This is a genomic window from Pseudomonas sp. KBS0707, assembly GCF_005937945.2.
GTDB lineage: Bacteria > Pseudomonadota > Gammaproteobacteria > Pseudomonadales > Pseudomonadaceae > Aquipseudomonas > Aquipseudomonas amygdali.
The window spans coordinates 3,705,926-3,731,986 of the sequence record NZ_CP041754.1; the positions used below are offsets into that span (position 1 = coordinate 3,705,926).

Consider the following 26,061-nt stretch of genomic DNA (forward strand, 5'->3'; position numbering starts at 1 on the left):
CATTCGGACCTCTTGGCGCAACGTATTGAAGCGTAGGGGTTTGTGTGTACACCATGATTGCTCAGCTTGAAAACATACCCGGAACCCCGCTGTGCAATATTCTGTAACCCATGTTTGGTGGTTCGTCTTGCAACCCTGACGCAGAACCGGCATTTATTTCACTTTGTTGACTGGATCATGCGTCTTATGCCGATTTCGCCCCTGGCTCGCTTCAAGGCTCGTCCGATCAAATGGGTCTGCATGTTAGCCATCATTATTGGCCTCCCGGTCGGCTGTGCAGTGCTTGAGCACAAGGAACGCGAGCTGGTGTTTCGCATTGAGCCCGGCACCGCAAGCTGGTACAGCGGCCTGCCCGCCGATGTGCAGGAGATCGAACTCAGCACACCGTCATTTGGACCATCGCAGAATATCCACGCCTGGTGGTGGCCCGCATCGGACAAGAACGCCCCGGCCGTGCTGTACCTGCATGGCTCAAGATGGAACCTCACCGGCCAGTTGTTCCGTATCCAGCAACTCAAGGCGCAGGGCTACTCGATACTGGCAATCGATTATCGGGGTTTCGGTCAGAGCATGGGCCAGCTGCCATCCGAGAAGTCGGTGTACGAAGATGCACGCATCGCCTGGGCACGCCTGAAACAACTGCAGCCCGATCCGCAACGCAAACTTATATATGGGCACTCGCTGGGCGGGGCAGTTGCGGTGGATCTGGCAGCCGAACTGGGCAATGACGCAGAAAAGGACAACGCGCCGATTCAGGCCCGCGGGCTGATAATAGAATCCACCTTCACCAACCTGGCCGATGTGGCCACAGCGCTGGCCAATACCTCGCTGCCTGTGCGCTGGTTGCTGTCGCAGAAGTTCGACTCTCTGGACAAGATTGCAGACATCCACATGCCAGTGCTGATCGTACACGGCACCGAGGATCGCTACGTACCGGCACGCTTCAGCGAGCAGCTGTTCGAAGCAGCGCAGGAACCCAAGAAGCTGATACTGGTGCCTGGCGGTACACACAACAACAGCATGCAGATCGGACAGCCCGCTTATAGTCGGGCCATCCGTACGTTACTCGATACACCGGCATCACTGCCCAGGGTCACAACACAGGACCAGCCGTCAAAGAACGCCGGTTAGACATGGCCGGACACGACGCAGTAGTCTCTGGGCTCATCACTCAGAGACCGCGCAATGAACTGCATTGTCGAGTATTCAGACCCGCATCACCGCCTTGCCGTCATCGAGCTGTGGAAGACCGTCTTCAATGACCCCATGCCGCATAACCGTCCGGAGTTGTCGATCGACAAGGAACTGGCTGTCGGGGACCGGCTGTTTTTCGTCGCCGTCATGGACGCCCGCGTGACCGGGACCATTCTTGCCGGTTACGACGGCCATCGCGGCTGGCTGTATTCGGTTGCAGTTGCCCCGCACCAGCGTGGCAAAGGACTGGGAACAGCACTGGTCAGGCACGCAGAACAGGCTCTTACGGACCTTGGCTGCGTCAAGATCAATCTGCAGATTTATACGTTCAACGAAAGTGTGCAGGCTTTTTATCAAACATTGGGGTACACGCCCGAGCCCATCATCAGCATGGGCAAGCGGATTGACGCCAACGTCGATAGTCATTGATAACCTGAAAAGGCCCCTGTTTGCAGAGCACCGGGCTTAATCATTTATTTACATGAGAATCAGTATCAAATTACAATTATTGCTATTAACGTCCTTGCTGAGCATTTCCCTTGAGCACCTCCTCCCAATGCCCTCGCCGTCCCGGCCCTTTTTTGCTGTCCGCACTTTCACTGACGATGTGCGCCAGCGGCGCAGTGCATGCTGCTGAAACCGCAACCTTGCCTGCCACCCAGGTATCCGCCGCCGCTACCGAAGGCCGGGAAGGCTACAGCGCCGAAAGCACCAGTACCGCGAGCAAAAGTGATGTACCGATCAAGGAGGAGGCACAGTCGGTCAATGTGGTAACGCCGCAGACCATCGCCGACTACAACGTGCGCTCACTGGACGATGCCATGAAGTTTGTCAGCGGCGTCAGCCAGGGCAACACACTGGGCAACACCAAGGACTCGGTGATCAAGCGTGGCTTCGGTACCAACGACGACGGCTCGATCCTGCGCGATGGCGTACGCTCGGTGGTATCGAAAAACTTCGGTGCCACCACCGAGCGCGTTGAAGTACTCAAAGGTCCGGCATCGCTGCTGTACGGCGCGATGGAGCCGGGTGGCGTGATCAACGTGATCAGCAAACAACCGCAATATGTGCAAAGCACCACGCTCAGTGGCTCGGCCTACAGCGAAGGCGGTGGCAGTTTCGACATCGACACCACCGGACCGCTGGGCGATTCCGGGCTGGCCTACCGACTGGTGGCAGAGCGTCAGAGCGAGGACTATTGGCGTAACTATGGCGTCGATCAGCACACCCTGATCGCGCCCTCGTTGTCCTGGACCGGAGAACGCGCCAGCCTGACGCTCGCCTACGAATACAACGACTACATCAGCCCGTTCGACCGCGGCACGGTGTTCACAGGTGGTCATCCGGCCGATATCAGCTATGACAAGCGGCTCGACGAAAAGTGGGCCAATACCGTGGGCATCAGCGAAACCGCAACCGCGCGCTTCGAGTATCAGCTCAGCGATGACTGGAAAACCCGTCTGACCTACGGCTGGAACAACGACCGCTACAGCCTCTCGATTGCCCAGCCAAGCACATTGTCCAGCAGTGGTGTGCTGCGTCGTCAGGCCAATGGCGGCCACTATGATTATGAAACGCGTTATGCCAGCTGGGACTTCATCGGCAAGCAAGAGATTCTTGGCCAGCAACATGATCTGTTGATCGGTGCCGAGCAGGAAGACTCCGACAAGTATCGTGGCAAGACCTACCGCAACACGGCTCAAAACGGCTTCAATATCTTTTCGCCCAGCTACGGCAGCTTGGCTGAACCCAGTGTCGTCAGTACGACCACCAGCAACCTGAGCAATCAACTGACCTCGTCGTCCATTTACCTCAAGGACAACTGGCACCTCGATGACCGCTGGATTCTGGTCCTGGGTGGTCGCTATCAGCATTATGACCAGTACATCAAACAAGGCCTTGGTGCTAGCCGAGTCACCAATCTGGACAAGAATGACGATGTATTTCTGCCAATGGCCGGTCTGGTATTCAAGGTCAATGAAGACCTCTCGCTGTACGGTAACTACAGCCGTTCGTTCGTGCCCAACGACGATGTGAACGATGACGGCACGACCTTCGACCCGGAAGAAGGCCGCAGTTACGAAGTAGGTGCCAAATATGCACTGGCACCGGCGCTAAACCTCAACCTCGCGGTGTTCGACATCGAGAAGAAAAACGTCGTCACCCCCACTGGCGTGACCGGCGTCAGCGAAGCAGCTGGCAAGGTCGGCTCACAAGGTATGGAGCTGGACGTGACCGGGCGCATAGCCGAGCGCTGGGACATGATCGGCACTTACGCTTACACCCACACCGAAGTGCTGGATGATCCAAGCAACAAGGGCAATCGTCTTAGCCAGGCACCCAAGCATACAGCCAGCCTGTACCTCACCCACCATCTGCAAGTCCCGTCCGGTCTGGGCGACTGGCATGCAGGTGGCGGCGCACGCTATGTGGGCGAGCGCGCTGGTGATGATGCCAATACCTTCTATATGAGCAGCTACACCGTAGCCGATGCGTTTCTACGCTGGGATGTGCCGATGGCCAGTTACAAGACGCGCCTGCAACTGAACGTCGATAACCTGTTCGACAAGCAGTACTACCCGTCCAGTACAGGCAGCCAGTTGCAGGTCAACGTTGGCGAGCCGCGCACCGCGCGCCTGAGCGCAAGTGTCACTTTTTAACCAGTTACAACGGAGCAGGCCTGCAACGGCCCGCTCCACGCCTAACCAATGGGACGAATCAGGACTTCATCCGATAAAAACTGATCAGCGTTTCATTGTCTTGAATGTATTCGGTCTTGCCAATGAAGGCGCTCTTTTCCAGCCATTCATTAGGCCCAAGGGAAACCTTGAAGCGCGGCGTGCATGTGCATTGGTAATGGCCGTCACTGATCGGCCAGACCCCGTTCTGCAATTCCTGCTGACCCACTTCGTCCATGAGCAGGACACCCTGGCTTTCAACGCTGATCAATTCACCCAATTGCGTGACCAGAGTGAAACGAGTGTCCAGAAAGGCAAGCTCGGATGACAATTCAACCTGCATACTGCTGCCGCCAGCCTGCACCAAGCCGCTGAAGTATTCGGCATGGAACTCTCCGCCCAGAATCCTGCTGCTACGCAGTCCATCGCTGCATATGCCCATAAGCACAGGAACGTCGGTCTTCAGAATGACGGTGAGCACTTTCTCAAGCTGAGGCACCACTGCCGTATTACCACGAAAAGAGCGTTTGACGGGTTTCTTGAAATCGATGATGTTCATGGACCTGTTCACTCCATCGTTGAATGAATTCGGGCAATGGATGGCTGGGCCCAGCCATCGGATTTGCAAAATATAGAGCGCCTCGATCCGTCGGCATTTATCTGCGCTGTCTTTTCCAGTAAGCTCCTTGAAACCGGCTGAAATCGTACCGAACGGTTCAGTTCCAGTCTAGAGAATTTTGCATTTACTGTACTACCCGGTTCACTAAGGGATTGAGGATATAAATGAAGGTGCGTACTGAAGCACGCCGCGAAGCCATCATCGATGCCGCAGCAAGTGTCTTCCTTGAAATGGGCTACGAACGTGCGTCGATGAATGAAGTCACCAAACGGATGGGCGGCTCCAAAGCAACGATCTACAGCTACTTCCCCTCCAAGGAGGAGCTGTTCATCGCCGTGGTCAACAGGGTTGCAACCGCTCATCTTGCCGAGGCCGTTTCGGAACTGGCGATCTCTGTCGACAAGGACACAGATGCAGAATTAGACCTGCGAACGCTGTTCACGCGCTTCGGGGAGCGAATGTTGATGGTACTCATCAATGATGAAAGCGCGTTGGCGGTGTACCGCATGGTAGTGGCCGAATCCGGGCACTCCGACATCGGCACAATGTTCTATGACTCAGGCCCCAGGGAATTCCTGCAAACGGTGACGACGCTGATGAATGCGGCCATGCAACGTGGCCAGCTACGTACCACTGATCCGCATATCGCAGCGCTGCAACTCACCTCGCTGCTGACCGCGGAAACCGACATTCGCGTCTATCAACAAACACCCGCACGCTTGAGCGTCGAGCAGATTCAAAGCATGGTCAAACGAGCAATTGATACTTTTATGCTGGGCATGGAAAAGCGCTGATTCACCGGGCTGCGACAGGTAGCCCTCTTTAAATGCTGGTTAAAATGTAAAGCTGCCAGGCCGTGACATATTTGCTTACCATTTATCCGGACAACCTGATTCAAACCTCGATTCCGGGCCCGTATAGCTCGTCAAGAAAACCCGAAGGCAGGCGATAGCCTATTGCCCACTTCGGAGAAATAATAATGATACTGCGAAAACTCAATCTTGCACCGCGTTCGGCTTTATGCTTCGGTATTTTTTGCCTGATGATCGTTGCACTGGGCCTGCTGGCTTTGCGTCAGGCAGCACTTCTCAACACAGCAGAAAAATTCATCGAAACCAACGTGCTACCCAGCGTAAAACTGCTCGGCTCTCTGGACAGGGAGTTTGTCGGTATCAGGGGCAATAACGCCCGACTTCGTAACCCCCTTGAGCCGCAGGATCGCAGGACCAAGGCACTTAGCGACATTCAGCAGGCCCGCTCGCTGATTGCCGGTCTTTCGGACTCTCTCAGCAAACTGATCGTTACCCCTCAAGGGCGTCAGGCATTCGACGAGCTCCGCAAAGCCAACGCCGACTATCAAACAGCCCAGGATCGCTACCTGGCCTCTGTTGCAGCGGGCAATCTGGAAGGGGCAGTTGCCATTTCCAATGGCGACATGAAAGTTGCGGCGGATCAGGTCGAAAACACGCTGAAAAAACTCATCGGCATCAACGACAGCAAAGCGGAAAAAGCGGGTGATCAAGCCGAATCTGCTTATCAGCAAACCTTGTTGATGGTGGGTATTTTTATCGCGGTCGGCGTGATTACTACCCTGCTTCTGGCCTGGATGTACACCCGCAGCCTGACTCAACCGATCGGTGAGTCGCTGAACATTGCGCAACGCATTGCGGCCAATGACCTGAGCAAAGACATTCCACAAGACGGCAGTGATGAAGCGGCCAGACTGATCGCCGCACTGGCGTTGATGCAAGCCAACCTGCGCAGTGCCCTGACTCTCATCGGCGACTCGTCCACTCAACTGGCCGCTACTTCCGAAGAGATGCACGCAGTCACCGAAGATGCATCGCGCACCATTCAGCGTCAGAGCAACGAGATCGAAATGGCAGCTACGGCCGTCAACCAGATGAGCGCGGCGGTAGAGGAAGTGGCCAGCAACGCCGCATCGGCATCGGAAGTGACGTCTCAATCGAGCACCGCAGCCATGGCCGGACGTGCGCAGGTCGATGAGACTGTCACGGCGATCAACCTGATGGTCTCCAAAGTGCAGATCACCTCAACCGAGGTGCAGGGCCTGGCGGTCATGGCAACGGACATCAGCAAGGTGCTGGATGTGATCCGCGCCATCGCCGAACAAACCAACCTGCTGGCACTCAACGCTGCGATCGAGGCGGCCCGTGCAGGCGAAGCAGGGCGAGGTTTTGCCGTGGTCGCGGACGAAGTACGCGCATTGGCACACCGCACCCAGCAATCGACCCGCGAAATCGAACAGATGGTCGGCTCTATTCAGACCGGCACCGGCAACGCTGTCACTGCCATGGAGCAGACCAGCGTTCAGGCACACAAGACCCTGGAGATGGCCAATGGCGCCGGCAAGGCGCTACTCGAAATTACCGACTCCATCAGCCAGATCAACGAACGCAATCTGATGATCGCTACCGCTGCCGAAGAACAGGCCCAGGTTGCTCGTGAGGTCGACAGGAGCCTGGTCAGCATTCGTGACCTGTCCAGTCAGACGTCCGAGGGCTCCAATCAGACCGCCATCGCCACTGCCGAGTTGTCGACGCTGGCGTCAGGCCTGAACCGTCTTACCAAGCAGTTCCGCGTTTAAGCTCTATCGCCGGGAAGCGCGCTTCCCGGCATCTCCCCTTGTCGAATGGCCTGCCCTGATCTAAGTTGTACGACGACAGATGAATTACTCATCTGCGCGGGCTTCGCTCACATTCAATAACGACAAGAAAAAGGGATGAACATGAAAAAGCTGACACTGCTAATGGCGTTTCTGTGCCTGTTTACCGGCTACGCCGCTGCGGCGACTTCTGACGAGACTGATGTTGCCAAGGCGGTAGACAAGCTCACGCAAGCCATGTGGCACAAGGACATAAAGCAACTCAATGCGCTGACCGCCGACAACCTCACGTATGGACACTCCAGCGGCACCATTCAGGACAAGAAAGCGTTCATCGCAGACATCGAGACCGGCAAGAGCGCCTTTAACGAACTGAAGATGCTCAATCAGAAAATCATTCTTTCCGGCGATACCGCCCTGGTGCGCAATCATTTCTCGGCACAGGCAGTGAACAGCGGCAAGGTTGTGCCGACCGAAATCGAGAACTTCGAGATCTGGCAAAAGCAGAATGGCCAATGGCTGCTCATCGGCCGTCAGGCATTCCGCTTCTAAATCCACCGGTTCAAGGCAGCAGCAGGCGCTACTGCTGCGTGCCGAACATCGTCGTCCAGTAAATCCCTGCGTCACTTTTCGGGTCCATCGCGTAGGCTGCTCCCAACTCGCGGAAATCAGGACTCATCAGGTTGGCGCAGTGGCCGGGGCTCAGCAGCCAGCCATCCACCACCTTGCGCGCGCTGTCCTGGCCTGCAGCGATGTTCTCACCGACCTGCTGGCCTATATAGCCAGCAAGTTCGGCCCGATCGCCAGGCGTACGGCCGTCGCGATCCTTGTGGTCAAAAAAGTTCTGATTGGCCATTGCCTGCGAATGACGTTGTGCGGCAGTGCCCAGAACAGCGTTCCAGACCAGTGACGTGGTAGCAGCGAAGGATTGCGTTCCGCACTGACGCGCCTGGGTACGGGCGTTATTGACCATTTCCAGAATTTTTTGCCCTTCTACCTGCCAATCGTCAAGACGCGAAGCCACCAACGAGCGTGCCAGGACAATGCGCCAGTCTCGCCCCTGCCGGCTAACCCCGATGTCGACAAATTGCGGGTCCAGCACTACCCGGCAAAAACTCTCCAGCACCGCTTTAAGTGCCGAGTCAGCGTCATTTGGGCCGGACAGACTGATCGCCTGCACAGTGACCATTGGATAGGAGGCACGCGTCAGCGCCTGTTGCAGGTCCAGATTGCCACTGGCGGGCAGCACCAGACGTGCATCACTGGTCAGTGGCGGCAGCTCCATGGATACCTGCTCGCCACAGCGCTGTGCCTGACCACGATAGGCGTTGATGGATTCGATCAGTTGCGTATCGTCGCTGGCCAACGCAGCACTGGCAAAGATTGCAGAGTACAGCAGGGCCACAAATAATAACGATACTCTCGGGAGCGACAGGCGCAGGGTGTTGAAAATGACAGGCATGAAAAGTCTCTCTCGGGCTGAGTCCGCCTATGATGCGCGAAATGACCCGGTCGGGCGCAACGCCTTTTTCATGTCAGTGCGGAAATTAGCCACCGAAAAGGCAAAGACGTGCGCCAGACAGTACCGTGTTGAAACGGCTCAAAGCTTGAAGTTGGCGACCAGCGAATTGAACGAGGTGGCCAGTCGCGACAGTTCCTGACTTGAAGCGCTGGTCTGGTTGGCACCTGCGGCGCTCTGGGTCGAAAGGTCCTGAATGTTGATCAGGTTGCGGTCCACCTCGCGTGCGACCTGGGCCTGCTCTTCGGAAGCCGAAGCAATGACCAGGTTACGCTCGTTGATGGTCGCCACACCCTGGGTGATTTTTTCCAGCGCGGCACCGGCACGCAGCGCCAGCTCCTGAGTATTGGTGGCCAGAGACAGGCTCTTGCCCATCGCAGCAACGGCGCCATCGGCTCCGGACTGCACGGTGCTGATCATGCCTTCGATTTCCACTGTCGAGGCCTGGGTACGGTGTGCCAGGGCACGAACCTCATCAGCCACCACCGCAAAACCACGACCCTGTTCGCCGGCACGCGCGGCTTCGATGGCGGCATTCAACGCAAGCAGGTTGGTCTGTTCGGCGATACTGCGAATCACGTCCAGCACCTTGCTGATCTCCCGCACATGCCCGGCCAGTTCTGACACAGCGCCAGTGGACTCGGTGATCTCGTGCACCATGGTGGTGATGCCCTTGACCGTGTGATCCACCTGACCACGTCCATCGACTGCATCATCGGTTGCAGCCTTCGACGCCTCGGACGTCGACACCGCATTACGCGCCACTTCTTCCACGGCAGCAGTCATCTGATTCACGGCAGTCGCAGCCTGCTGGATTTCGTCGTTCTGGCGAGTCAGTCCGCGGGTGCTTTCATCAGTAACGGCGCTCAATTCTTCGGCAGCAGAGGCTAACTGGTCTGAAGCACTGGCAATTTGTTGAATGGTATTTTTCAGACCGGTCTGCATGTCGGACAGTGCGTCCAGCAGTTGTCCGGCCTCATCGCCACGATCAGAAACAATCGGTTGGGTCAGGTCGCCACCGGCAATGCGCTGAGCACTTGCTACCGCGACCGCCAACGGCCGGGTAATCATGCGGGTGATCAACAGCCCCAACATGATTGCCACCAGAAAGGCGATGACTACGCCGATTTCAAGCATCATCACCGAAGAATTCCGCAGATCGGCAGCAGCCGCAGCACCCTCTTTGATCTGACGGTTGTTGGAATCAATCATAATGCGCAAATAGCTGCGCACCTTGGTAAAGCCTTCCGAAGACAGTGTGTTCAGTCGGGTGCGGGCAGCGTCGTAATCACCGGCCTTGATCAGATCGACAACCTGCTGGGCTCCGGCAACGTAGCCGGGCATCATCAGCTCAAACTGGTCACCGGCGGCACGCTCGTCATCTTCCAGCGGCGTGGCACGGTAAATCGCGAATACCCTCTGTGCGCGAGCCAGATCTTCGCTCAACGCCTGTCGAACACGTTCCTTGTCGGCTTCAGGAACACCGCCATCCTGCGCATCCAGCAAACGGTACAGTCCACGGTTGTGAGCGGTGAGGCTGGTCAGCGTTTCATTAGTGTTGCTGACAGAAACAAGGTTGTTGGAAAAGGTAAGCTCAAGCGCGTTGCCCAAGCGGGTAACCCCGACCATGCCCAGGCCGCCAACGGCCAGTGTGATCAGTGCACAAACAATGAATGCTGAAAGAAGCTTGGTCGAAAACTTGGACTGACGCAGGAAATTCATGGGGCTTACCTGTTGCTGAATGAGGGACGACATCCGTGCTTGAGAGTGACCAAATAGTCGCGATGTCATAATGACTTCACTCCATTTGGATCGTTCCAACGCACTCCCCACTTTTTTGATAGATAGCGCTTGTGCAACTACTTCCGTCTATCAATACAGGTCTGCCTGCGCGACACCCTGGCTGTCAGTGCAGCCTTGACGCTTGCGCAACACCTTCCGGCACGCCAGGGTTTTCAAGACGCTGCTCGGCGAACGCCCTGGCATCCCGGGTCATACGGTCGAGATGACGGTCACGCTGCTTCTCTGCATCGACCATCGCTCTCTTGCCGTGCTGTTTGAGCAGGTACGCATGAATCTGACGCACTTCCTCCGAGCTGTAGATCGGAGCGATGTCCATGACCGCAAGCAGGCCATCCGTTCCGTGATCCAACGTGTTCATGATGACCTGCGGGCCGCGTGCGCCCAGGACCTGGAAGCCCAGCGCTTCGAAATACGCCACTTTGCCCACCACGCAATACAGTTCTGCGTGCGGGTAGCGGCCGACCATCTTATTCAGCATCGAGCGTGCAATGCCCTGGCGACGATGGCTTTCGCGCACCGCCATATAGGCCACGGCACAAGCCTGTGGATCATCCTGCACAGGCAGGTACAGTAAAAACCCCAATACGGTTTCCGGGTCCTCATCGTCCAGCGCGACGATCAGCTCGACCGTCAGGTTTTGCGAGCCGTCCATGGCGTTCAGGTAGAGATGCACCTCATACCCCACGCCATACTGATACAAGTTGTACAGCGGATTGCTCGGCGCAATGGCTACCATGCTGATGTCGGTCACGTAGTCCACGACCATCTGCTGGATCTGGCTACGGATGAACTCCGGTGGCGGGGTTTGTAGCAACATGATGGTGGGCATGAGACGAGGGGCTCCATTGAACGGGGTGTGGCTGCACAAGGTGTGGCCACATGATAGCGCGTCAACGCTTTCAAAACCGATAATGTCACTTTGCCGCGGGATAACTTAGTTGTAACTTATACGACGACCTCAGAAGACAATATCAAAAAGCCAGCAATCTTGAATGTCACATTATTTAGTTGCACGATCGTTCCACACCGGGACGCCAGCACTTTATTATTGACGAACCCTAAAAATGATAATGATTACTATTAACTCTAGACGGCGTGATTAAACGTGCCTTTGATTAATACCAACATTTAATAAAAATTCCTTTATTTTCATGGTTATGCATAACTAAAACCATGATTTTTTATACGTTCACCTGTAGCCCGCCTTCCTCATATCCAAGGAAATTATTCAACTAATTGTGAAAGTTTTTACTCGGTTCCTCTCCCCTCTCAGTATTTATCTTAATCACCCCGATATATTTTTATAATCACCGCCCTGCCCTCACGCGCCTAAGATAAACCGGCCTACTAAAAATATGAGGGATTCAAAATGCCGTTATTAAACTGGTCCAGACACATGGTGTGTTTGACTGCAGTCGGTCTCGTTACGGTTCCGACCGCCTATGCAGCAGACACCCTGACCCGCGACAATGGTGCCGTCGTCGGCGACAATCAGAACTCTCAGACTGCAGGCGCCCAAGGGCCTGTCCTGCTGCAAGATGTGCAGCTGTTGCAAAAGCTGCAGCGCTTTGATCGCGAGCGTATTCCGGAGCGCGTGGTCCACGCTCGCGGCACGGGTGTCAAAGGTGAGTTCACCGCATCGGCCGATATCAGCGATCTGAGCAAGGCCACGGTGTTCAAATCGGGCGAAAAAACCCCGGTCTTCGTGCGCTTTTCCTCCGTTGTCCATGGCAACCACTCGCCTGAAGCCCTGCGCGACCCACACGGCTTCGCCACCAAGTTCTACACGGCAGACGGTAACTGGGACCTGGTAGGCAACAACTTTCCAACCTTCTTCATCCGTGACGCCATCAAGTTCCCGGACATGGTCCACGCCTTCAAGCCTGACCCGCGTACCAACCTGGACAACGATTCGCGTCGCTTTGACTTCTTCTCGCATGTTCCAGAAGCCACACGTACGCTGACACTGCTGTATTCAAATGAGGGTACACCTGCAGGCTATCGCTTCATGGACGGCAACGGCGTACACGCCTACAAACTGGTGAATGCCAAAGGCGAAGTGCACTACGTCAAGTTCCACTGGAAGACCCTGCAAGGCATCAAGAACCTTGATCCGAAAGAAGTCGCTCAGGTCCAGTCCAAGGACTACAGCCATCTGACCAACGATCTGGTCGGTGCCATCAAAAAAGGCGACTTCCCGAAATGGGACTTGTACGTTCAGGTCCTGAAGCCTGAAGAGCTGTCGAAATTCGACTTCGACCCTCTGGACGCCACCAAGATCTGGCCTGATGTCCCTGAGAAGAAAATCGGTCAGATGGTCTTGAACAAGAACGTCGACAACTTCTTCCAGGAAACCGAACAGGTCGCCATGGCCCCGGCTAACCTGGTTCCTGGTATCGAGCCTTCCGAGGACCGTCTGCTGCAAGGCCGTGTGTTCTCCTACGCCGACACCCAGATGTATCGCCTGGGCGCGAATGGTCTGAGCCTGCCGGTCAACCAGCCCAAGGTTGCGGTGAACAATGGTAATCAGGACGGTGCTCTGAATACCGGTCACACCACCAGCGGCGTCAACTATGAGCCGAGCCGTCTGGAGCCACGTCCAGCCGACGAAAAAGCGCGCTACAGCGAACTGCCGATCAGCGGCACCACCCAGCAGGCGAAGATCACGCGTGAGCAGAACTTCAAGCAGGCGGGTGATCTGTATCGCTCCTACAGCCCTAAAGAGAAGACCGACCTGGTACAGAGTTTTGGCGAGTCGCTGGCTGACACCGACACCGAAAGCAAGAACATTATGCTGTCGTTCCTGTACAAGGCAGATCCGGACTACGGCACTCGGGTAACCGAAGTCGCCAAGGGCGATCTGAGCAAGGTCAAGTCGCTGGCTGCAAGCCTCAAAGACTGATGATCTGATGTCCCGCTCCGGCGTTTACGACGCCGGGGCGGTTCCAGCCAGGAGAACGCCTGTGAAAAATCTGATCTATGCCTTGCTGCTGTTTGCTGCAGCCGCAAACGCAACCCCACCCGCCCCTGTACCCGCTTCCGAACTGACCGCTGAACAGACCGCCAGCCAGTTGCGCACGCTGTTTTTCGACGCGTCCCGTGAAGGCAACAACCCGATGCTGGACACCTTCATCGAAGCCCATTACGACCTCAACGTGCGTGACGAACAGGGCTATACCGGCCTTATTCTGGCCGCCTATCACGGCCATGAAGATTCGGTGGAACGCCTGATCAATGCCGGTGCTGACCCTTGCGCCAAGGACAATCGCGGCAACACTGCACTGATGGGCGCAATTTTCAAGGGTGAATTGAGCATCGCCAAGCGCCTGGTTCAGGCCGATTGCGGCCCAAACCTGACCAACAATGCCGGGCAGACGGCGGCCATGTACGCGGCGCTGTTCAAACGCACTGAAGTGCTCAAGGCGTTGACCGACCAAGGTGCCGACCTGACCATCCGTGACAGCATGGGCAACGACGTGCAGGGCTTGTCGAAAGGCGAATTCCAGACACTGCCTGCCCGCTGACGTTTTTTGGACTCAATCCTTGCGTTCGATCATTTCGTAGATCCGGCTGGCGAACGCGTCCATGGTGAACGGCTTGGTGAGCACCCACATCCCCGGATCCAGATGGCCGTTACCAATGATGGCGTTCTCAGCATAACCGGTGATGAACAGCACTTTAAGGTCTGGTCGAATGATGCGCGCAGCATCCGCCAGTTGCCGACCGTTCATGCCGCCAGGCAACCCGACGTCGGTTACCAGCAGGTCGATACGCATATCGGACTCCAGCATCTTCAGCGCAGACGCGCCCTCGCCCGCCTCGATCGGGATATACCCCTGATCCTCCAGTACTTCGGCCACCAGCATGCGGATGGTCGGCTCATCGTCGACAATCATCACCGTACGCTCGGTCTGCGCAGGCGCCGATTCGCAAGTCTCGACAGCCTCGACCTCTTCCGGAGCCCCAAGGTAATGACGCGGCAGGTACAGGCACATGGTCGTGCCCTGCTCAGGTTCAGAGTAGATACGCACCTGCCCACCGGACTGGCGCACAAAACCGTACACCATCGACAATCCCAGACCCGTGCCCTGCCCGAGTGGCTTGGTGGTGAAAAACGGGTCGAACGCGCGGTTGATAACCTCAGGCGACATGCCGGTACCGGTGTCACTGACACACAGCGACAGGTATTGCCCCGGTGTCAGGTCCCGGCTCTGGGAGCCGCGCTCGTCAATCCACCGGTTAGCGGTTTCGATGGTGATTCGCCCGCCTCGCGGCATGGCATCCCTGGCATTGATACACAGGTTCAACAGCGCATTTTCCAGTTGCGGGGCGTCAATGAACGTCGACCATAACCCGGCTGAGGTCACGACTTCCAGCGTGATGTGAGGTCCGACCGTACGTCGAATCAGCTCTTCCATCCCGATCACCAGCCGGTTGATGTCGACCGGCTTGGGGTCAAGCGTTTGTCGACGTGAAAACGCCAGCAGCCGGTGAGTCAGCGACGCTGCACGCTTGGATGCATCCTGCGCAGCCCCTATGTAGCGATCTATTTCAGTGAAACGGCCCTGGCTCATGCGCGTCTTGAGCAGTTCCAGCGAGCCGGTGATACCGGTCAGCAGGTTGTTGAAGTCGTGGGCGATACCGCCAGTCAACTGACCAACCGCTTCCATCTTCTGCGACTGGCGCAAGGCATCCTCAGCCTGAGCCAGGCGTTCCTGCTCTCGCAACCGTTCGCTGACATCGTAGGCAAACAGATACGCGCCAATGGCCTGGCCTTGTGCATCGCGAAGCGTGCTGTAACGCATTTCGAAGTGGCTGGCCGGATCCTTCGAATCGCTGAAGCTGACGCTTTCGGCAAACTCCTCGCCTGCCAACGCCCGCGTCCAGCGCTGCTTAAGGCCCGCTTTGCTCTGCGGACAGTCGTCCAGCAGGTCGAGCATATTGTCGCCTACCTGAGGACGGACGCCAAAAAGACGCTCGAACTCGCGTAGCGCTGAGCCATTGATGGCCATCCAGCGGTAATTGGCGTCGATGACATGGATGAATGCATTGGTGCCATTGACGACATCGGCGAGCACATTGCGCTCGGCGACGGCCTCGACAATACGAGCCTCCAGCGTTTCATTCATCTGCTGTAACGCCAGCTCTGCGCGCTTGCGTTCGGTGATGTCTTGAAACAACACCGCTACCTGCTTGCGGCTGGCCGGCTCGATGCGGAACGCGGTCAGTGCCAGGTAGCGTCCGGTCGCCACCAGCTCGCGCTCGAAGCGGACCGGCTCACCGGTGCGCAATACCTTGCCGTAGAACTCGACCCAGCCATCCGCCTCTTCGCGAACCATCTCGCGCAGCTTCTTGCCCACCACATTGGGAATACCCGCGTGATACTCGTAAGCCGGGTTGGCTTCAATATGAATGTAATCACTCATCGGGCCATGCGGGCCGTCAAAGAACTCGATGATGCAAAAGCCTTCATCCATCGCGTTGAACAGAAAACGATAACGCTCCTGAGAGTGCGCCAGGGCGTTTTCGGCCTCCTGACCACTGACGCTCAGGCGATCTTTAAGCGAGGCGTTTTCCTGCTCCAGAGCCGATAATCGGCTATGGAGATGTTGTAGATCTGTCGGGGTCACGGCGGAGGCACCTGCGGTGTGGGTTGCGCCGCGTTCCCTTCAGGCAGGGCGGCACGAGCACGCTACGAGAAAAAACGCTCGGTTGCAAAAATAATGGCATTTTGCACTCGAAAATCGATGATTTTCGAAAAGTCAGAGCGGTATGTGCTTCTTGATACAGACAGAGCGAGCCCGGGCGGGCAGCCCTCCAACAGCCACAACGTCAGCTCATTCCGATCCTGCTGTTCGCAGACGCAACCATTCATCCACGACCTGGCCCATGTTTTTGGGCTCGCCATTAGTGATCCACGCCATGAATGGTCGGTCGAACCTGAACGACGGCCCGCATTGTCCGGTCATGAAGCGCCTCACGTTCTGCGTATTTCGGTAGCGGTCGTCCACCGGGGTATCACGTGTAACAGGATCGGAGTGCCAGTCGAATGTCATGCGTTACCCTACCCGACAGTGTTGAAAGTCTGTGCTTTATAGCTGGAAATCAGCAAGCCCCGCGACTGCTGACTGCCGGTTATGAGAGCCGATCCGCTTACTCTCCGGCAAACGGCACCAACGACTCCAGCAGCCATGCACCTGCTGGCCCCAGGCTGCGCTGGAATGACCAGATGACATCGACCGCCGAGCGACGCGGCCAGCCAGATACTTTCAGCTCTTTGAGCAGCCCGCCCGAATAGCGCGACACCAGCCAGCGCGGCAACGCCGACCAGCCAAAACCGAAGGCAGCCATGTCCATCAACAGCAGGTAATTGGGCGCTGACCAATGACGATGGCCGCTGGTGGGCAGGTCGTCGGTGGGGATGCTGTGCTCGACCAGCGTGTTGAGGCGCAATGCGCGGTAACCCGCCAGTTGCTGATAATCGACCCGTTCCAGCGCGGCAAGCGGATGTTTATGCGAGACGAACAGACCGAAATCGGCACTTTCGTCGATGGTCGCGTGACCGATCTCCGGTGGGTAGCTGGCTTGCGCCGACAGCAGCCCCAATGATGCCCTGCCCGACTGCACCAGGCTGATGGCATCACCGTGCTCGGCGAACACGCATTCCATCTCCAGCTCTGGAAAGCGCTGATCCAGCTCGGTCATCAGCCGTTCGAAATCAGCGAACTGGTTGGCGTCCGACAGCACCAGCGTCAGCCTTGGCTCGACGCCCGCCGCAAGCCTTGCAGCAGCCCGGCGCAGTCGGTCCGAGGCGCACAACAGATCATCGACACGGCCAAGCATGACCCGCCCGGCTTCGGTCAAAACCGGCTGCCTGGAAGAGCGATCGAACAGCTCCAGCCCAAAATCGATTTCCAGGCGCGCAATTGCTTCACTGATCGTCGACTGACTCTTGCCCAGACGGCGTGCAGCTGCACTGAACGAACCCAGCGCGGCAATCTGGGCGCCATGACAGTGATGATCTCCACCATCGCCATGCTCTGGAACATGCTCTACAACGCCCTGTTCGACAGACTGCGCAACAGGTACGGGTTTGCCATGAGCCTGACCACTCGCGTGCTGCACGCAACAGGTTTCGAAGCCGGACTGATTCTGGCCGTCGTGCCACTGGCCGCATGGTGGCTGACGATCAGCCTGATGGAAGCATTCTGGCTGGATATCGGTCTGCTGCTGATGTTTCTGCCTTACACCATGCTGTTCAATTGGGCCTACGACGCACTGCGTGAACGTGTAGTGCAGCGGCGTATGGCCAGGTGTGAGGTGCCTTGAGAGGAGAGGTCTGCGCGGGCGCTCAGGCATCAGCTATATAGATGCACCGCATCAGTTCTTCTCACTGGATTATCAAATCAGCCCCGTTGCACACTGTCGCCCAATGACCACGGCAAGGACACCCTTCAATGACAACTGAAATACTCAAACTGGCGGCATTCAGCGATGGCGATCGCGGTGGAAACCCGGCAGGCGTCTGGATTGGCGATGCGCTGCCCGATGACCTCGTCATGCAGCAGCTTGCCGCCGAGGTCGGCTTTTCCGAAACCGTGTTTGCCGCTCCTGTGGAAGGTTGCTGGCGTGTACGTTATTTCTCGCCGCTGGCAGAGGTCCCGTTCTGCGGACACGCGACCATCGCTTTGGGCGCAGCGCTGGCGGCACGGCAAGGCGACGGCGTGTTCAACCTGACGCTCAATCAGGCGCAGATCACTGTCGAGGGTCATGCGCAAGGCTCCCTGACTTCGGCAGCACTGCAATCGCCACCGACCTTCAGCAAGCCGATCAGCGCGCAGTTGCTGGAAGAGGCCCTGGCGCTATTCGGCTATACGCACAACGATCTGGATGATCGCATCAAGCCAGCGCATATCAACGGCGGTGCCGGGCACCTTGTGCTCGCGCTGAACAGCCGGGCACAGCTCAAGGCTATGCACTATGACCAGCAGGCCGGTCGAGAGCTGATGGTACGCGAAGGCTGGGCGACTATTTTGCTGGTATGGGCCGAAACCGAACAGCTGTTCCACACTCGCAACCCGTTTGCCTTCGGCGGCGTTTATGAAGACCCGGCTACCGGTGCGGCCACGGCGGCCCTGGGTGGTTATCTGCGCGATATAGGCTGGCCGCACGGTGGCCTGATAGACATTATTCAGGCCGAGGACATGGGCAGCCCATCACGTCTGCGCGCGGAAATCCCCGAGCAGCCCGGGAGTTCGATCCGGGTGTCGGGGATGGCGCGCACGTTGTAGTCAGAATCAGGTCCTGAGCTTGCTGCCGCCGATAGCCACGCCCAAGAGCATCACGGCAACGATCATGAACGCCAGCTCAAGGCTGCTGACATGGGCGATGAAACCGATTGCCGCAGGACCGATCAGAATCCCGGCGTAACCAACCGTGGTGATCGCCGGAATCGCCACGCTTTCCGGCATGGTCTTCTGCCGACCGACTGCGCTGTAGCAGACCGGTACGATGTTCGAGCAACCCGCGCCTACCAATGCATACCCCAGCAGCGCCGCCTGCCAGACCGGGATCAATGTCGCGACGGCCAGCCCCGCTGCGGCACACAGCCCGCCAAGAATGATCACTCGATTGGAGCCCACCCGTTTTACCACCGCATCGCCAAACAACCGCCCCAGGGTCATGGTCGCGGCGAATACCGCATAGCCCAGTCCGGCATACGACGCTTCGACACCACGCAACGAGGTCAGGAATACCGCGCTCCAGTCAAGCATTGCGCCTTCGGCCAGAAATACGGTGAAGCACAGCAGGCCGATGAACAGCACCACGCCACGCGGGATGGCAAAGGCTGGCCCATCGGCCGGACTGCCGTAAGGCAACAGATTCGGCGCCGCTTTGGCCAGCGCAACCAACGTCAGAAATACCACGATCAGCATCGCCGTGAACGGCGAGATGCCCGGACTGAGCAAGCCGGCGACACCCGCGGCACCGACAATCCCACCGAGGCTGAACAGGCCGTGGAATCCCGACATCATGGTCTTGCCGCTGGCACGCTCGACAATCACCGCCTGAACGTTGGCCGTGCAATCCACACCCCCCATGCTCGCGCCAAACAGGAACAGCGTCGCTATGAGTAGCGGCAGACTGGATATCGTCGCCAATAGCGGTAGACACAGACAGATCAACACCGTCGAGCAGACCAGCAACCGCCGACAGCCAAACCGCGCTGCCAGCGCACCGGCCAACGGCATCGAGAGAATCGAGCCTACGCCGAGGCACAGCAACAAAAGCCCGAGCGTGCCCTCATCAAGGCCCATCCGCTGTTTGACGTAAGGCACCAGCGGCGCCCAAGAGGCGACACTGAAACCGGCAATGAAAAACGCGATACGCGTCGAAGACTGCTCCGCCCGAGCCTTGGCATCCTGGGCTGCGGTGCTGAAAGAGGTCATGCATGCTCCTTGTAATTTGCCGAGTACGGTCACACCGGCCAGCGCGACAGCCTAACAAAGCTGATCGATTAGCCAAAACCTCTGATGCACTTGCATGGGGCTCGTTCCATCGTCGTGCAAGGGCCGTCCGATTTGCAGCTTTTTGCACCTCAGGCCAGTAGACTGACGACCACGCGCACCAGACAGGTGCGCAATCTGTCCAATCAGCTGTCGCGGAGGCCGTCGTGTACAAAGGTGTAGTGCTGTCGATCCTGGCGTCAACGCTGTTCGGAGTCATGTATTTCTATACGTCACTGATGACCCCGCTCGACGGTGAAGAGATCTTCGGCTGGCGCATGCTGCTCACCGTGCCATGCGCGACGCTGTTCATGCTGGTCAGCGGAGACTGGCGGCGAGTCCGCGAAGTGACTGTCCGGCTCAGGCGGCAACCGTTGCTGATCTTCGCGCTGCTGCTGTCTTCGGTGCTGCTCGGCGCGCAGTTGCTGATCTTCATGTGGGCACCGCTGCACGGGCGCAGTCTGGAGGTATCGCTGGGTTATTTCCTGCTGCCGCTGAGCATGATTCTCACCGGCCGCATCGTGTACGGCGAGCACCTTTCGTATCTGCAAAAGGTCGCGGCGGTATTTGCCATGATCGGTGTTGGCCATGAGCTATGGCGGCTGGGCAGCTTTTCCTGGGAGACGCTATTGGTCGCGGGCGGTTATCCGCTGTACTTCGTGCTGCGACGCAAGCTCAAGACAGACCACCTCGGCGGGCTCTGGTTCGACATGCTGCTGATGCTACCCATTGGCCTGTGGTTTATCGCCAACGGTCATCCACAAGCCATCCAGCGTACCTGCTGATTCCCGTGCTCGGGGTCATCAGTGCCTCGGCACTGGTCAGTTACATCGTTGCCAGCCGTTTGCTGCCGTTCAGCCTGTTTGGCTTGCTCAGTTATGTCGAGCCGGTGCTGCTGGTCGGCGTCGCCCTGTTGCTGGGCGAGAGCATCGGCCGCGATGAATGGCTGACTTACCTGCCGATCTGGCTGGCCGTCGTGGTGCTGATGATCGAAGGTGCCAAACACGTGCTGACCCAGCGCCGTCGGGATGCAGCCTGAAGCTCAGGTCTCGGTGAAACGCTCCAGTTGCATTTCCTGAAGCCGACTCAGGGTGCGCCGAAAGGCAAACGACAGATAACCCTGGGTGTACAGTTCGTCCATCGGCACAGGCGCTTCGACATACAGCGGAATGCGCCGGTCGTAACATTCGTCCACCAGCGCAATGAAACGTCGCACGCCGTCGTCGTTGGGCGATAACTGCGGCAGCTCGCGGTCGCCTGCCGTCACCTGCTCCACGCCATCCTCGGTGCCACGGGCAATCTTCGCCTCGCGCTGGGCGGCACTGAGGGGCGGCACTTCGCTGAGCAGAATCACCGAGAAACGATCACATAACGCGATAAAATCCATCGCCGCCAGCGGTTGTTCACACAGGTCGCGATAGCGGCACCACACTGCCGTATCGGAATGCTGAACCACATTGATGCTGCGATAGCCGAGCATGACCTGCGAGTCGTGAACCGGCTGGCCAGCGCTCAGCGCTTCGAATATCCCCTTCAATGCACTTGGCTGACCGGCCTGTGCAACCCAGTAACGCTGGTGCAACTGTCCGGGGTGCAGGCGATGATCCTCGCCGCCGTCGACCGCCACCACATTCATGTATTTCAGGATCGCGGCGACCGCTGGCAGGAAGCGCTCACGATTATGGCCGTGGCTGTACAACTTTTCCGGTGGCTGATTGGACGTACAGACCAGCACTACGCCCTCTTCAAACATCACTTGCAGCAGCCCACCGAGAATCACTGCGTCGCCGATGTCAGTCACGAACAACTCATCGAAACACATCACCCGCACTTCCCGCGCCAGCTCTTTGGCGACCACGGTCAGCGGCTGAGGCGTGCCCATCAGCTCGAACATGCGCTTGTGCACCCAGCGCATGAAGTGATGAAAATGCTGACGCCGGGCCGGCACGCTCAGGCTTTCGAAAAAGCGGTCCATCAACCAGGTCTTGCCGCGCCCGACCGGCCCCCACAAATAGACGCCCTGTGCCCGACCCCGCGCATCGGCCAGGGCCTCATAGCACGCCTGCAACTGTCGGGCAGCCTGCAACTGCGCCTGATCAGGCTGAAAACCACGCTGGACGGCACGTTCGTAGGCTTGCAGCGGGGAAACGGCATCCATCAGGCACACACCTTCGGTATCAGAGAAAAGACATACGGTCTAAAAACGGCTCATGCGTGCTGCACGCCGGCGCGCTTGAGCAGCCGCTTGCAGCGCTCGGACAGATGCACCACTCGCAAATGCTTGCCCGCTTTGACATAGCGCTCGCGCAAGGTCTTGAGCGCAGCAATGGCCGAGTAATCGACGAAACTCAGGTGGCGGCAATCCAGTGTCACCTGCGCCGGGTCCTCGGCCGGGTTGAACTGGTCGAGAAACGGCGTGGTCGAGGCGAAGAACAGCGTGCCGTGCAGGTGGTAGACCTTGCTGCCGTCGGCTTCGACATGGCTGTCGGCGTACAGCTCACGAGCCTGCTGCCAAGCGAAGTTGATCGCCGCGATAATGATCCCGAACAGCACCGCAGTGGCCAGATCGGTGAGCACCGTGACCACGGTCACAGCAATGATCGCCAGTACGTCATTGACCGGCACCTTGCGCAGCACACGCAACGATGCCCAGGCGAAAGTCTGCTGGGCAACCACAAACATCACCCCGACCAGCGCCGCCAATGGAATGCGCTCGATCAGCGGCGACAGAAACAGCACGAACATCAGTATCATCAAACCCGCCACCACGCCCGACACACGACCGCGGCCGCCGGAACTGAGGTTGATCACCGTCTGGCCGATCATCGCGCAACCGCCCATGCCGCCGAAGGCACCGGAGACCACGTTGGCAGCGCCCAGCGCTACGCACTCACGATCCGGATAGCCACGGGTTTCGGTGATCTCGTCGGTCAGGTTCAGGGTCAGCAGGGTTTCCAACAGGCCTACCAGCGCCATCAGGATGGCGTATGGGGCGATGATGCGCAGAGTGTCCAGGTTCCACGGAATGTCCGGCATGGCGAATACCGGCAGGCCACCGGCAATGTGCGCCATGTCGCCCAGGGTGCGGGTCGGCAGGCCGAGCAGGTAGACCGCCAGCCCGACGCTGAGGATCGCCACCAGCGCTGGCGGCGCAATGCGGGTCAGGCGTGGCAACAGATAGACAATAGCCATGGTCAACGCCACCAGACCGAGCATCACGTACAGCGGCGTACCGCTGAGCCATGACTCACCCACCTTGAAGTGCTCCAATTGCGCCATCGCGATGACAATCGCCAGGCCGTTGACGAAGCCCAGCATCACCGGATAAGGCACCAGCCGCACCAGTTTGCCGAGCCGCAGCAGCCCGAACAGGATCATGATCAAACCGCCCAGCAATACAGTCGCCAGCAAATATTGCACGCCGTGCTGCACCACCAGCGCGACGATCACCACCGCCATCGAACCGGCCGCGCCGGAAACCATGCCCGGACGCCCCCCGAACAGTGCTGTCAGCGTACAAATGATGAACGCCCCGTAGAGCCCCATCAGCGGGTTGAGATGGGCCACCAGTGCAAAGGCAATGCACTCGGGCACCAAGGCAAAAGATGTCGTGAGCCCGGCCAGGACTTCGGCGCGTATACGGATTGATTTCATGGGTTACCTGAACCGCGCCCCATGGAGGAAGCGCAAAAAAGGAGGCATATTACGCAAACCCGCCGCCACCGACCACCGCAGCAAGGCTTCAAAACAGCGTTCTTCGATGATCGGCGGCGACCCAAAACAACAAGGAATAATGTGATGCCATGGAATAAGACACTGTTATGCGCGGCGCTTGTGCTGAACGCTTCCCTTGCCTGCGCTCAAGACCCGGCACCTGACCTTGATGCCGTTGTGCAGCAAGCGGCGCAGCAGGTGATGCAGGAAAACAACATTGCAGGCATGTCCATCGCCATCACCCGCAACGGTACACAACAGTTCTATAACTACGGCGTCGCCTCAAAAACAACCGGCCAGCCGGTGTCCAGCGATACGTTGTTCGAACTGGGCTCGATCAGCAAAACCTTCACTGCCACACTGGCCACCTGGGCGCAGGCCAATGGGCAGTTGTCGCTGACCGACAGCATCGACACCTACCTGCCGCAATTGAATGACACACGCCTGGGCAAAATACCGGTCTTTCACCTCGGCACCCACACAGCAGGCGGTTTCCCCCTTCAAGTGCCCGACAAGGTGCAGAACACTCGCCAATTGATGGACTATTTCAAGGCCTGGCAGCCCGATTACCTGCCCGGCACCCACCGCACTTATGCCAACCCCAGTGTGGGCCTGCTCGGCATGGTTGCGGCGCGCAGCATGAAGCTGCCGTACGAAAAAGCCCTCCAGCAGCGCCTGTTTCCGGCGCTGAACCTGAGCAACACCTACGTGAACGTGCCCGACGAAAAGCAGAAGCTTTATGCGCAGGGCTACAACAAACTCGACGAACCGGTCAGGGTTAACCCAGGTCCTCTGGCGAGTGAAGCCTACGGCGTGAAATCGAGTGCGCGGGACATGATCCGTTTTGTCGAGGAAAACCTTGGGCCTGGTCAGTACGACGCGCCGCTGCAACGCGCGCTCAGTGACACACGGATCAGCTATTTCAAAATCGGCGGCATGACTCAGGACCTGATCTGGGAGCAGTATCCGATGCCGGTTGGCTTGGGGCAGCTGCTTGAAGGCAACGCCAGTGCCATGCTGAACACGCTCAAAACCGAAGTGATCGAGCCGCCGCAGGCAGAGCAATCTGCGGTCTGGGTCAACAAGACCGGATCAACCAACGGTTTCGGTGGCTATGTCGCGTTCATACCGGAAAAACAGCTCGGCATCGTGATTCTGGCCAACAAGAACTATCCGAATGAAGAACGGGTAAGGCTGGCCTACCGGATTCTCGGCGAGTCAGGCTGCTGTTCAAAGCCCTGAAAAAAGCCCTGCTCCCTCGGCAGCTTCGATTTCAAGCAGCTTGCGCTTGCGCTCGACACCCCAGCGATAACCGGATAATGACCCGTCGCTGCGCACGACCCGATGACAGGGAATGGCAACTGCCAGCGTGTTGGCGCCGCACGCATTCGCCACTGCGCGAACTGCGCTGGGCATACCGATACGCGTGGCGATATCGGTATAGGTTGCGGTCGATCCGGCAGGTATATCCCTGAGCGCCTGCCATACCCGCTCCTGAAAAACCGTGCCGCGGATGTCCAGCGGCAGCGCGAGTCCGGTCGCAGGCGACTCGACAAAGCCCACGACCCTGGCGACAAGTTGTTCAAACTCTTCATCCCCGCCGATCAGGTTGGCATTGGGGTACTGATCCTGAAACTTTTCGACCAGCACATTGGGGTCGTCTCCGAGTGAAATGGCGCAGATACCCTTGGGGCTTCTGGCCACCAGAATCGAGCCCAGCGAGCTTTCACCCAGTGCAAACCTGATGTCGACATTGGCCCCGCCTGCCCGGTACTCAGAAGGTTTCATGCCCAGCATTTTTTGCGAAGCCTCATAGAATCGGCTGTTGGAGTTGAAACCTGCTTCATACAGCGCACTGGTGATGGTCACATCGTGGGAAAGCTGGACTTTCACTCGCGAGCGCAAGGACGCGACGCTGTAGGCTTTGGGCGTCAACCCGGTGAGTTTCTTGAAAGTGCGATGAAAATGAAAACTGCTCATCCCGACCTTTTCTGCAAGCGCAGCGAGATTGGGCATCGAGTCGCAGGCGTCTATCAGCCTGCAGGCTTCGGAAACGGCCGAAGCATGCTTGAGGTCCACGCTTTGCTGATCACTGCCACTGCGCCGCGACAGGCGAAACCCGGCAGCTTCAGCCTCGCTCGCCGAAGAAAAGAACACGACGTTTTCCGGCCTTGGAAGTTTGCTAGGGCTGCCGGGCTTGCAATAGATACCGGTTGTCAGCACACCGTAGACGAAGTCAGCGCCCGCGCCTGAACGACGATTGAGCAGGATCTCCCAGCGCGGGTCCTCTTCGGTTCGTGGCGCACGCGTTTTCAACGTGCCTTTCATGTTTTCCATGCTGATGGCCTGTCTTGGGTTTCGATGAGCCTATCCCTGTCGCAACACACAGGCACTCCGAGTCT

The 26,061-nt window shown here is 57.9% G+C and carries 23 protein-coding genes and 1 pseudogene; 13 read left to right on the top strand and 11 right to left on the bottom strand.

The features are described 5' to 3' along the window. Positions 1-186 precede the first annotated feature (186 nt). The 3 genes from FFH21_RS17365 (at position 187) to FFH21_RS17375 (ending at position 3,854) form a co-directional block, all read left to right on the top strand. A complete protein-coding gene (locus FFH21_RS17365; protein ID WP_041924591.1) occupies positions 187-1,131 on the top strand; it encodes an alpha/beta hydrolase in 945 nt (314 codons plus the stop codon). Between the two features lie 54 nt (positions 1,132-1,185). Then, positions 1,186-1,623, top strand: coding sequence for a GNAT family acetyltransferase (locus tag FFH21_RS17370; protein ID WP_011169032.1), 438 nt, complete (start codon positions 1,186-1,188; stop codon positions 1,621-1,623). Between the two features lie 110 nt (positions 1,624-1,733). Beyond that, positions 1,734-3,854 (top strand): TonB-dependent siderophore receptor, encoded by a 2,121-nt coding sequence (locus FFH21_RS17375; protein ID WP_081002699.1) that lies wholly within the window; start codon positions 1,734-1,736, stop codon positions 3,852-3,854. A 58-nt stretch (positions 3,855-3,912) separates the two neighbouring features. On the opposite strand, the gene FFH21_RS17380 is transcribed toward FFH21_RS17375, so the two are convergent. After that, positions 3,913-4,431, bottom strand: a complete 519-nt coding sequence (locus FFH21_RS17380) for a DUF3237 domain-containing protein (protein ID WP_019741579.1) — start codon at positions 4,429-4,431, stop codon at positions 3,913-3,915. A gap of 224 nt (positions 4,432-4,655) precedes the next feature. Between FFH21_RS17380 and FFH21_RS17385 the strand changes: the two genes are divergently transcribed. The 3 genes from FFH21_RS17385 (at position 4,656) to FFH21_RS17395 (ending at position 7,669) form a co-directional block, all read left to right on the top strand. Then, entirely contained in the window at positions 4,656-5,285 is a 630-nt protein-coding gene (locus FFH21_RS17385) for a TetR/AcrR family transcriptional regulator (RefSeq protein WP_011169035.1), read from the top strand. A 185-nt stretch (positions 5,286-5,470) separates the two neighbouring features. Next, entirely contained in the window at positions 5,471-7,099 is a 1,629-nt protein-coding gene (locus FFH21_RS17390; protein WP_005744511.1) for a methyl-accepting chemotaxis protein, read from the top strand. 141 nt (positions 7,100-7,240) lie between these two features. Then, positions 7,241-7,669, top strand: a complete 429-nt coding sequence (locus tag FFH21_RS17395; RefSeq protein WP_011169036.1) for a nuclear transport factor 2 family protein — start codon at positions 7,241-7,243, stop codon at positions 7,667-7,669. 28 nt (positions 7,670-7,697) lie between these two features. Here FFH21_RS17395 and FFH21_RS17400 read toward each other — a convergent pair whose 3' ends face one another. From FFH21_RS17400 to FFH21_RS17410, 3 genes are all read right to left on the bottom strand, one after another. Continuing rightward, positions 7,698-8,579 (bottom strand): CAP domain-containing protein, encoded by an 882-nt coding sequence (locus FFH21_RS17400; RefSeq protein WP_011169037.1) that lies wholly within the window; start codon positions 8,577-8,579, stop codon positions 7,698-7,700. A 138-nt stretch (positions 8,580-8,717) separates the two neighbouring features. Then, positions 8,718-10,358: a methyl-accepting chemotaxis protein gene (locus FFH21_RS17405; protein WP_004657015.1), complete on the bottom strand. Its 1,641-nt coding sequence runs from the start codon at positions 10,356-10,358 to the stop codon at positions 8,718-8,720. 184 nt (positions 10,359-10,542) lie between these two features. Beyond that, a complete protein-coding gene (locus FFH21_RS17410; protein WP_011169038.1) occupies positions 10,543-11,268 on the bottom strand; it encodes a GNAT family N-acetyltransferase in 726 nt (241 codons plus the stop codon). 567 nt (positions 11,269-11,835) lie between these two features. Between FFH21_RS17410 and katB the strand changes: the two genes are divergently transcribed. Both katB and FFH21_RS17420 read left to right on the top strand, forming a co-directional pair. Continuing rightward, a complete protein-coding gene (gene katB / locus FFH21_RS17415) occupies positions 11,836-13,341 on the top strand; it encodes a catalase KatB (RefSeq protein ID WP_041924592.1) in 1,506 nt (501 codons plus the stop codon). A gap of 61 nt (positions 13,342-13,402) precedes the next feature. Beyond that, positions 13,403-13,963: an ankyrin repeat domain-containing protein gene (locus FFH21_RS17420; protein ID WP_011169040.1), complete on the top strand. Its 561-nt coding sequence runs from the start codon at positions 13,403-13,405 to the stop codon at positions 13,961-13,963. A 12-nt stretch (positions 13,964-13,975) separates the two neighbouring features. Here FFH21_RS17420 and FFH21_RS17425 read toward each other — a convergent pair whose 3' ends face one another. The 3 genes from FFH21_RS17425 to FFH21_RS17435 all read right to left on the bottom strand — a co-directional run bounded on the left by FFH21_RS17425 (position 13,976) and on the right by FFH21_RS17435 (position 17,438). Beyond that, positions 13,976-16,069 (bottom strand): PAS domain-containing sensor histidine kinase, encoded by a 2,094-nt coding sequence (locus FFH21_RS17425; protein WP_011169041.1) that lies wholly within the window; start codon positions 16,067-16,069, stop codon positions 13,976-13,978. A 207-nt stretch (positions 16,070-16,276) separates the two neighbouring features. Next, positions 16,277-16,495, bottom strand: a complete 219-nt coding sequence (locus FFH21_RS17430) for a DUF6434 domain-containing protein (RefSeq protein ID WP_011169042.1) — start codon at positions 16,493-16,495, stop codon at positions 16,277-16,279. A gap of 97 nt (positions 16,496-16,592) precedes the next feature. After that, positions 16,593-17,438: a LysR family transcriptional regulator gene (locus tag FFH21_RS17435; RefSeq protein ID WP_050772295.1), complete on the bottom strand. Its 846-nt coding sequence runs from the start codon at positions 17,436-17,438 to the stop codon at positions 16,593-16,595. 18 nt (positions 17,439-17,456) lie between these two features. On the opposite strand from FFH21_RS17435, the gene FFH21_RS17440 reads away from it, so the two are divergent. Beyond that, positions 17,457-17,768 (top strand): PACE efflux transporter, encoded by a 312-nt coding sequence (locus FFH21_RS17440; RefSeq protein WP_230383657.1) that lies wholly within the window; start codon positions 17,457-17,459, stop codon positions 17,766-17,768. 128 nt (positions 17,769-17,896) lie between these two features. After that, positions 17,897-18,730 (top strand): PhzF family phenazine biosynthesis protein, encoded by an 834-nt coding sequence (locus FFH21_RS17445; protein ID WP_011169044.1) that lies wholly within the window; start codon positions 17,897-17,899, stop codon positions 18,728-18,730. A 6-nt stretch (positions 18,731-18,736) separates the two neighbouring features. Here FFH21_RS17445 and FFH21_RS17450 read toward each other — a convergent pair whose 3' ends face one another. Next, entirely contained in the window at positions 18,737-19,888 is a 1,152-nt protein-coding gene (locus tag FFH21_RS17450; RefSeq protein WP_011169045.1) for an MFS transporter, read from the bottom strand. 224 nt (positions 19,889-20,112) lie between these two features. Between FFH21_RS17450 and rarD the strand changes: the two are divergent. Beyond that, positions 20,113-20,984 (top strand): annotated as a pseudogene (rarD, locus tag FFH21_RS17455) (EamA family transporter RarD). Positions 20,985-20,987: 3 nt separating this feature from the next. On the opposite strand, the gene zapE reads toward rarD, so the two are convergent. Together zapE and FFH21_RS17465 are read right to left on the bottom strand one after the other, a co-directional pair. Then, entirely contained in the window at positions 20,988-22,103 is a 1,116-nt protein-coding gene (zapE, locus tag FFH21_RS17460) for a cell division protein ZapE (RefSeq protein WP_004665791.1), read from the bottom strand. A gap of 50 nt (positions 22,104-22,153) precedes the next feature. Then, positions 22,154-23,599 (bottom strand): SulP family inorganic anion transporter, encoded by a 1,446-nt coding sequence (locus FFH21_RS17465; RefSeq protein WP_004665792.1) that lies wholly within the window; start codon positions 23,597-23,599, stop codon positions 22,154-22,156. Between FFH21_RS17465 and FFH21_RS30020 the strand changes: the two genes are divergently transcribed. Together FFH21_RS30020 and ampC are read left to right on the top strand one after the other, a co-directional pair. Further along, positions 23,598-23,744, top strand: coding sequence for a hypothetical protein (locus FFH21_RS30020; RefSeq protein ID WP_005744526.1), 147 nt, complete (start codon positions 23,598-23,600; stop codon positions 23,742-23,744). The two genes, FFH21_RS17465 and FFH21_RS30020, sit on opposite strands and share 2 nt — an antisense overlap. After that, a complete protein-coding gene (gene ampC, locus FFH21_RS17470; protein WP_011169046.1) occupies positions 23,744-24,901 on the top strand; it encodes a class C beta-lactamase in 1,158 nt (385 codons plus the stop codon). The genes FFH21_RS30020 and ampC overlap by 1 nt, the downstream gene beginning before the upstream one ends. Here ampC and ada read toward each other — a convergent pair. Next, the gene (ada, locus tag FFH21_RS17475; protein WP_004665793.1) at positions 24,890-25,996 is read right to left on the bottom strand and encodes a bifunctional DNA-binding transcriptional regulator/O6-methylguanine-DNA methyltransferase Ada; all 1,107 of its coding nucleotides are present in this window, start codon (positions 25,994-25,996) and stop codon (positions 24,890-24,892) included. The genes ampC and ada overlap by 12 nt on opposite strands. Positions 25,997-26,061: the final 65 nt, after the last annotated feature.

Excerpts from the sequence above, each read along its gene's own strand:
- FFH21_RS17365 (WP_041924591.1), top strand. The coding sequence starts at position 187 with ATGCCGATTTCGCCCCTGGCTCGCTTCAAGGCTCGTCCGATCAAATGG.
- FFH21_RS17370 (WP_011169032.1), top strand. The coding sequence starts at position 1,186 with ATGAACTGCATTGTCGAGTATTCAGACCCGCATCACCGCCTTGCCGTC.
- FFH21_RS17380 (WP_019741579.1), bottom strand. The coding sequence starts at position 4,431 with ATGAACATCATCGATTTCAAGAAACCCGTCAAACGCTCTTTTCGTGGT.
- FFH21_RS17385 (WP_011169035.1), top strand. The coding sequence starts at position 4,656 with ATGAAGGTGCGTACTGAAGCACGCCGCGAAGCCATCATCGATGCCGCA.
- FFH21_RS17390 (WP_005744511.1), top strand. The coding sequence starts at position 5,471 with ATGATACTGCGAAAACTCAATCTTGCACCGCGTTCGGCTTTATGCTTC.
- FFH21_RS17395 (WP_011169036.1), top strand. The coding sequence starts at position 7,241 with ATGAAAAAGCTGACACTGCTAATGGCGTTTCTGTGCCTGTTTACCGGC.
- FFH21_RS17400 (WP_011169037.1), bottom strand. The coding sequence starts at position 8,579 with ATGCCTGTCATTTTCAACACCCTGCGCCTGTCGCTCCCGAGAGTATCG.
- FFH21_RS17405 (WP_004657015.1), bottom strand. The coding sequence starts at position 10,358 with ATGAATTTCCTGCGTCAGTCCAAGTTTTCGACCAAGCTTCTTTCAGCA.
- FFH21_RS17410 (WP_011169038.1), bottom strand. The coding sequence starts at position 11,268 with ATGCCCACCATCATGTTGCTACAAACCCCGCCACCGGAGTTCATCCGT.
- katB (WP_041924592.1), top strand. The coding sequence starts at position 11,836 with ATGGTGTGTTTGACTGCAGTCGGTCTCGTTACGGTTCCGACCGCCTAT.
- FFH21_RS17430 (WP_011169042.1), bottom strand. The coding sequence starts at position 16,495 with ATGACATTCGACTGGCACTCCGATCCTGTTACACGTGATACCCCGGTG.
- FFH21_RS17440 (WP_230383657.1), top strand. The coding sequence starts at position 17,457 with ATGATCTCCACCATCGCCATGCTCTGGAACATGCTCTACAACGCCCTG.
- FFH21_RS17445 (WP_011169044.1), top strand. The coding sequence starts at position 17,897 with ATGACAACTGAAATACTCAAACTGGCGGCATTCAGCGATGGCGATCGC.
- FFH21_RS17450 (WP_011169045.1), bottom strand. The coding sequence starts at position 19,888 with ATGACCTCTTTCAGCACCGCAGCCCAGGATGCCAAGGCTCGGGCGGAG.
- zapE (WP_004665791.1), bottom strand. The coding sequence starts at position 22,103 with ATGGATGCCGTTTCCCCGCTGCAAGCCTACGAACGTGCCGTCCAGCGT.
- FFH21_RS30020 (WP_005744526.1), top strand. The coding sequence starts at position 23,598 with ATGGGTTACCTGAACCGCGCCCCATGGAGGAAGCGCAAAAAAGGAGGC.
- FFH21_RS17465 (WP_004665792.1), bottom strand. The coding sequence starts at position 23,599 with ATGAAATCAATCCGTATACGCGCCGAAGTCCTGGCCGGGCTCACGACA.
- ampC (WP_011169046.1), top strand. The coding sequence starts at position 23,744 with ATGCCATGGAATAAGACACTGTTATGCGCGGCGCTTGTGCTGAACGCT.
- ada (WP_004665793.1), bottom strand. The coding sequence starts at position 25,996 with ATGGAAAACATGAAAGGCACGTTGAAAACGCGTGCGCCACGAACCGAA.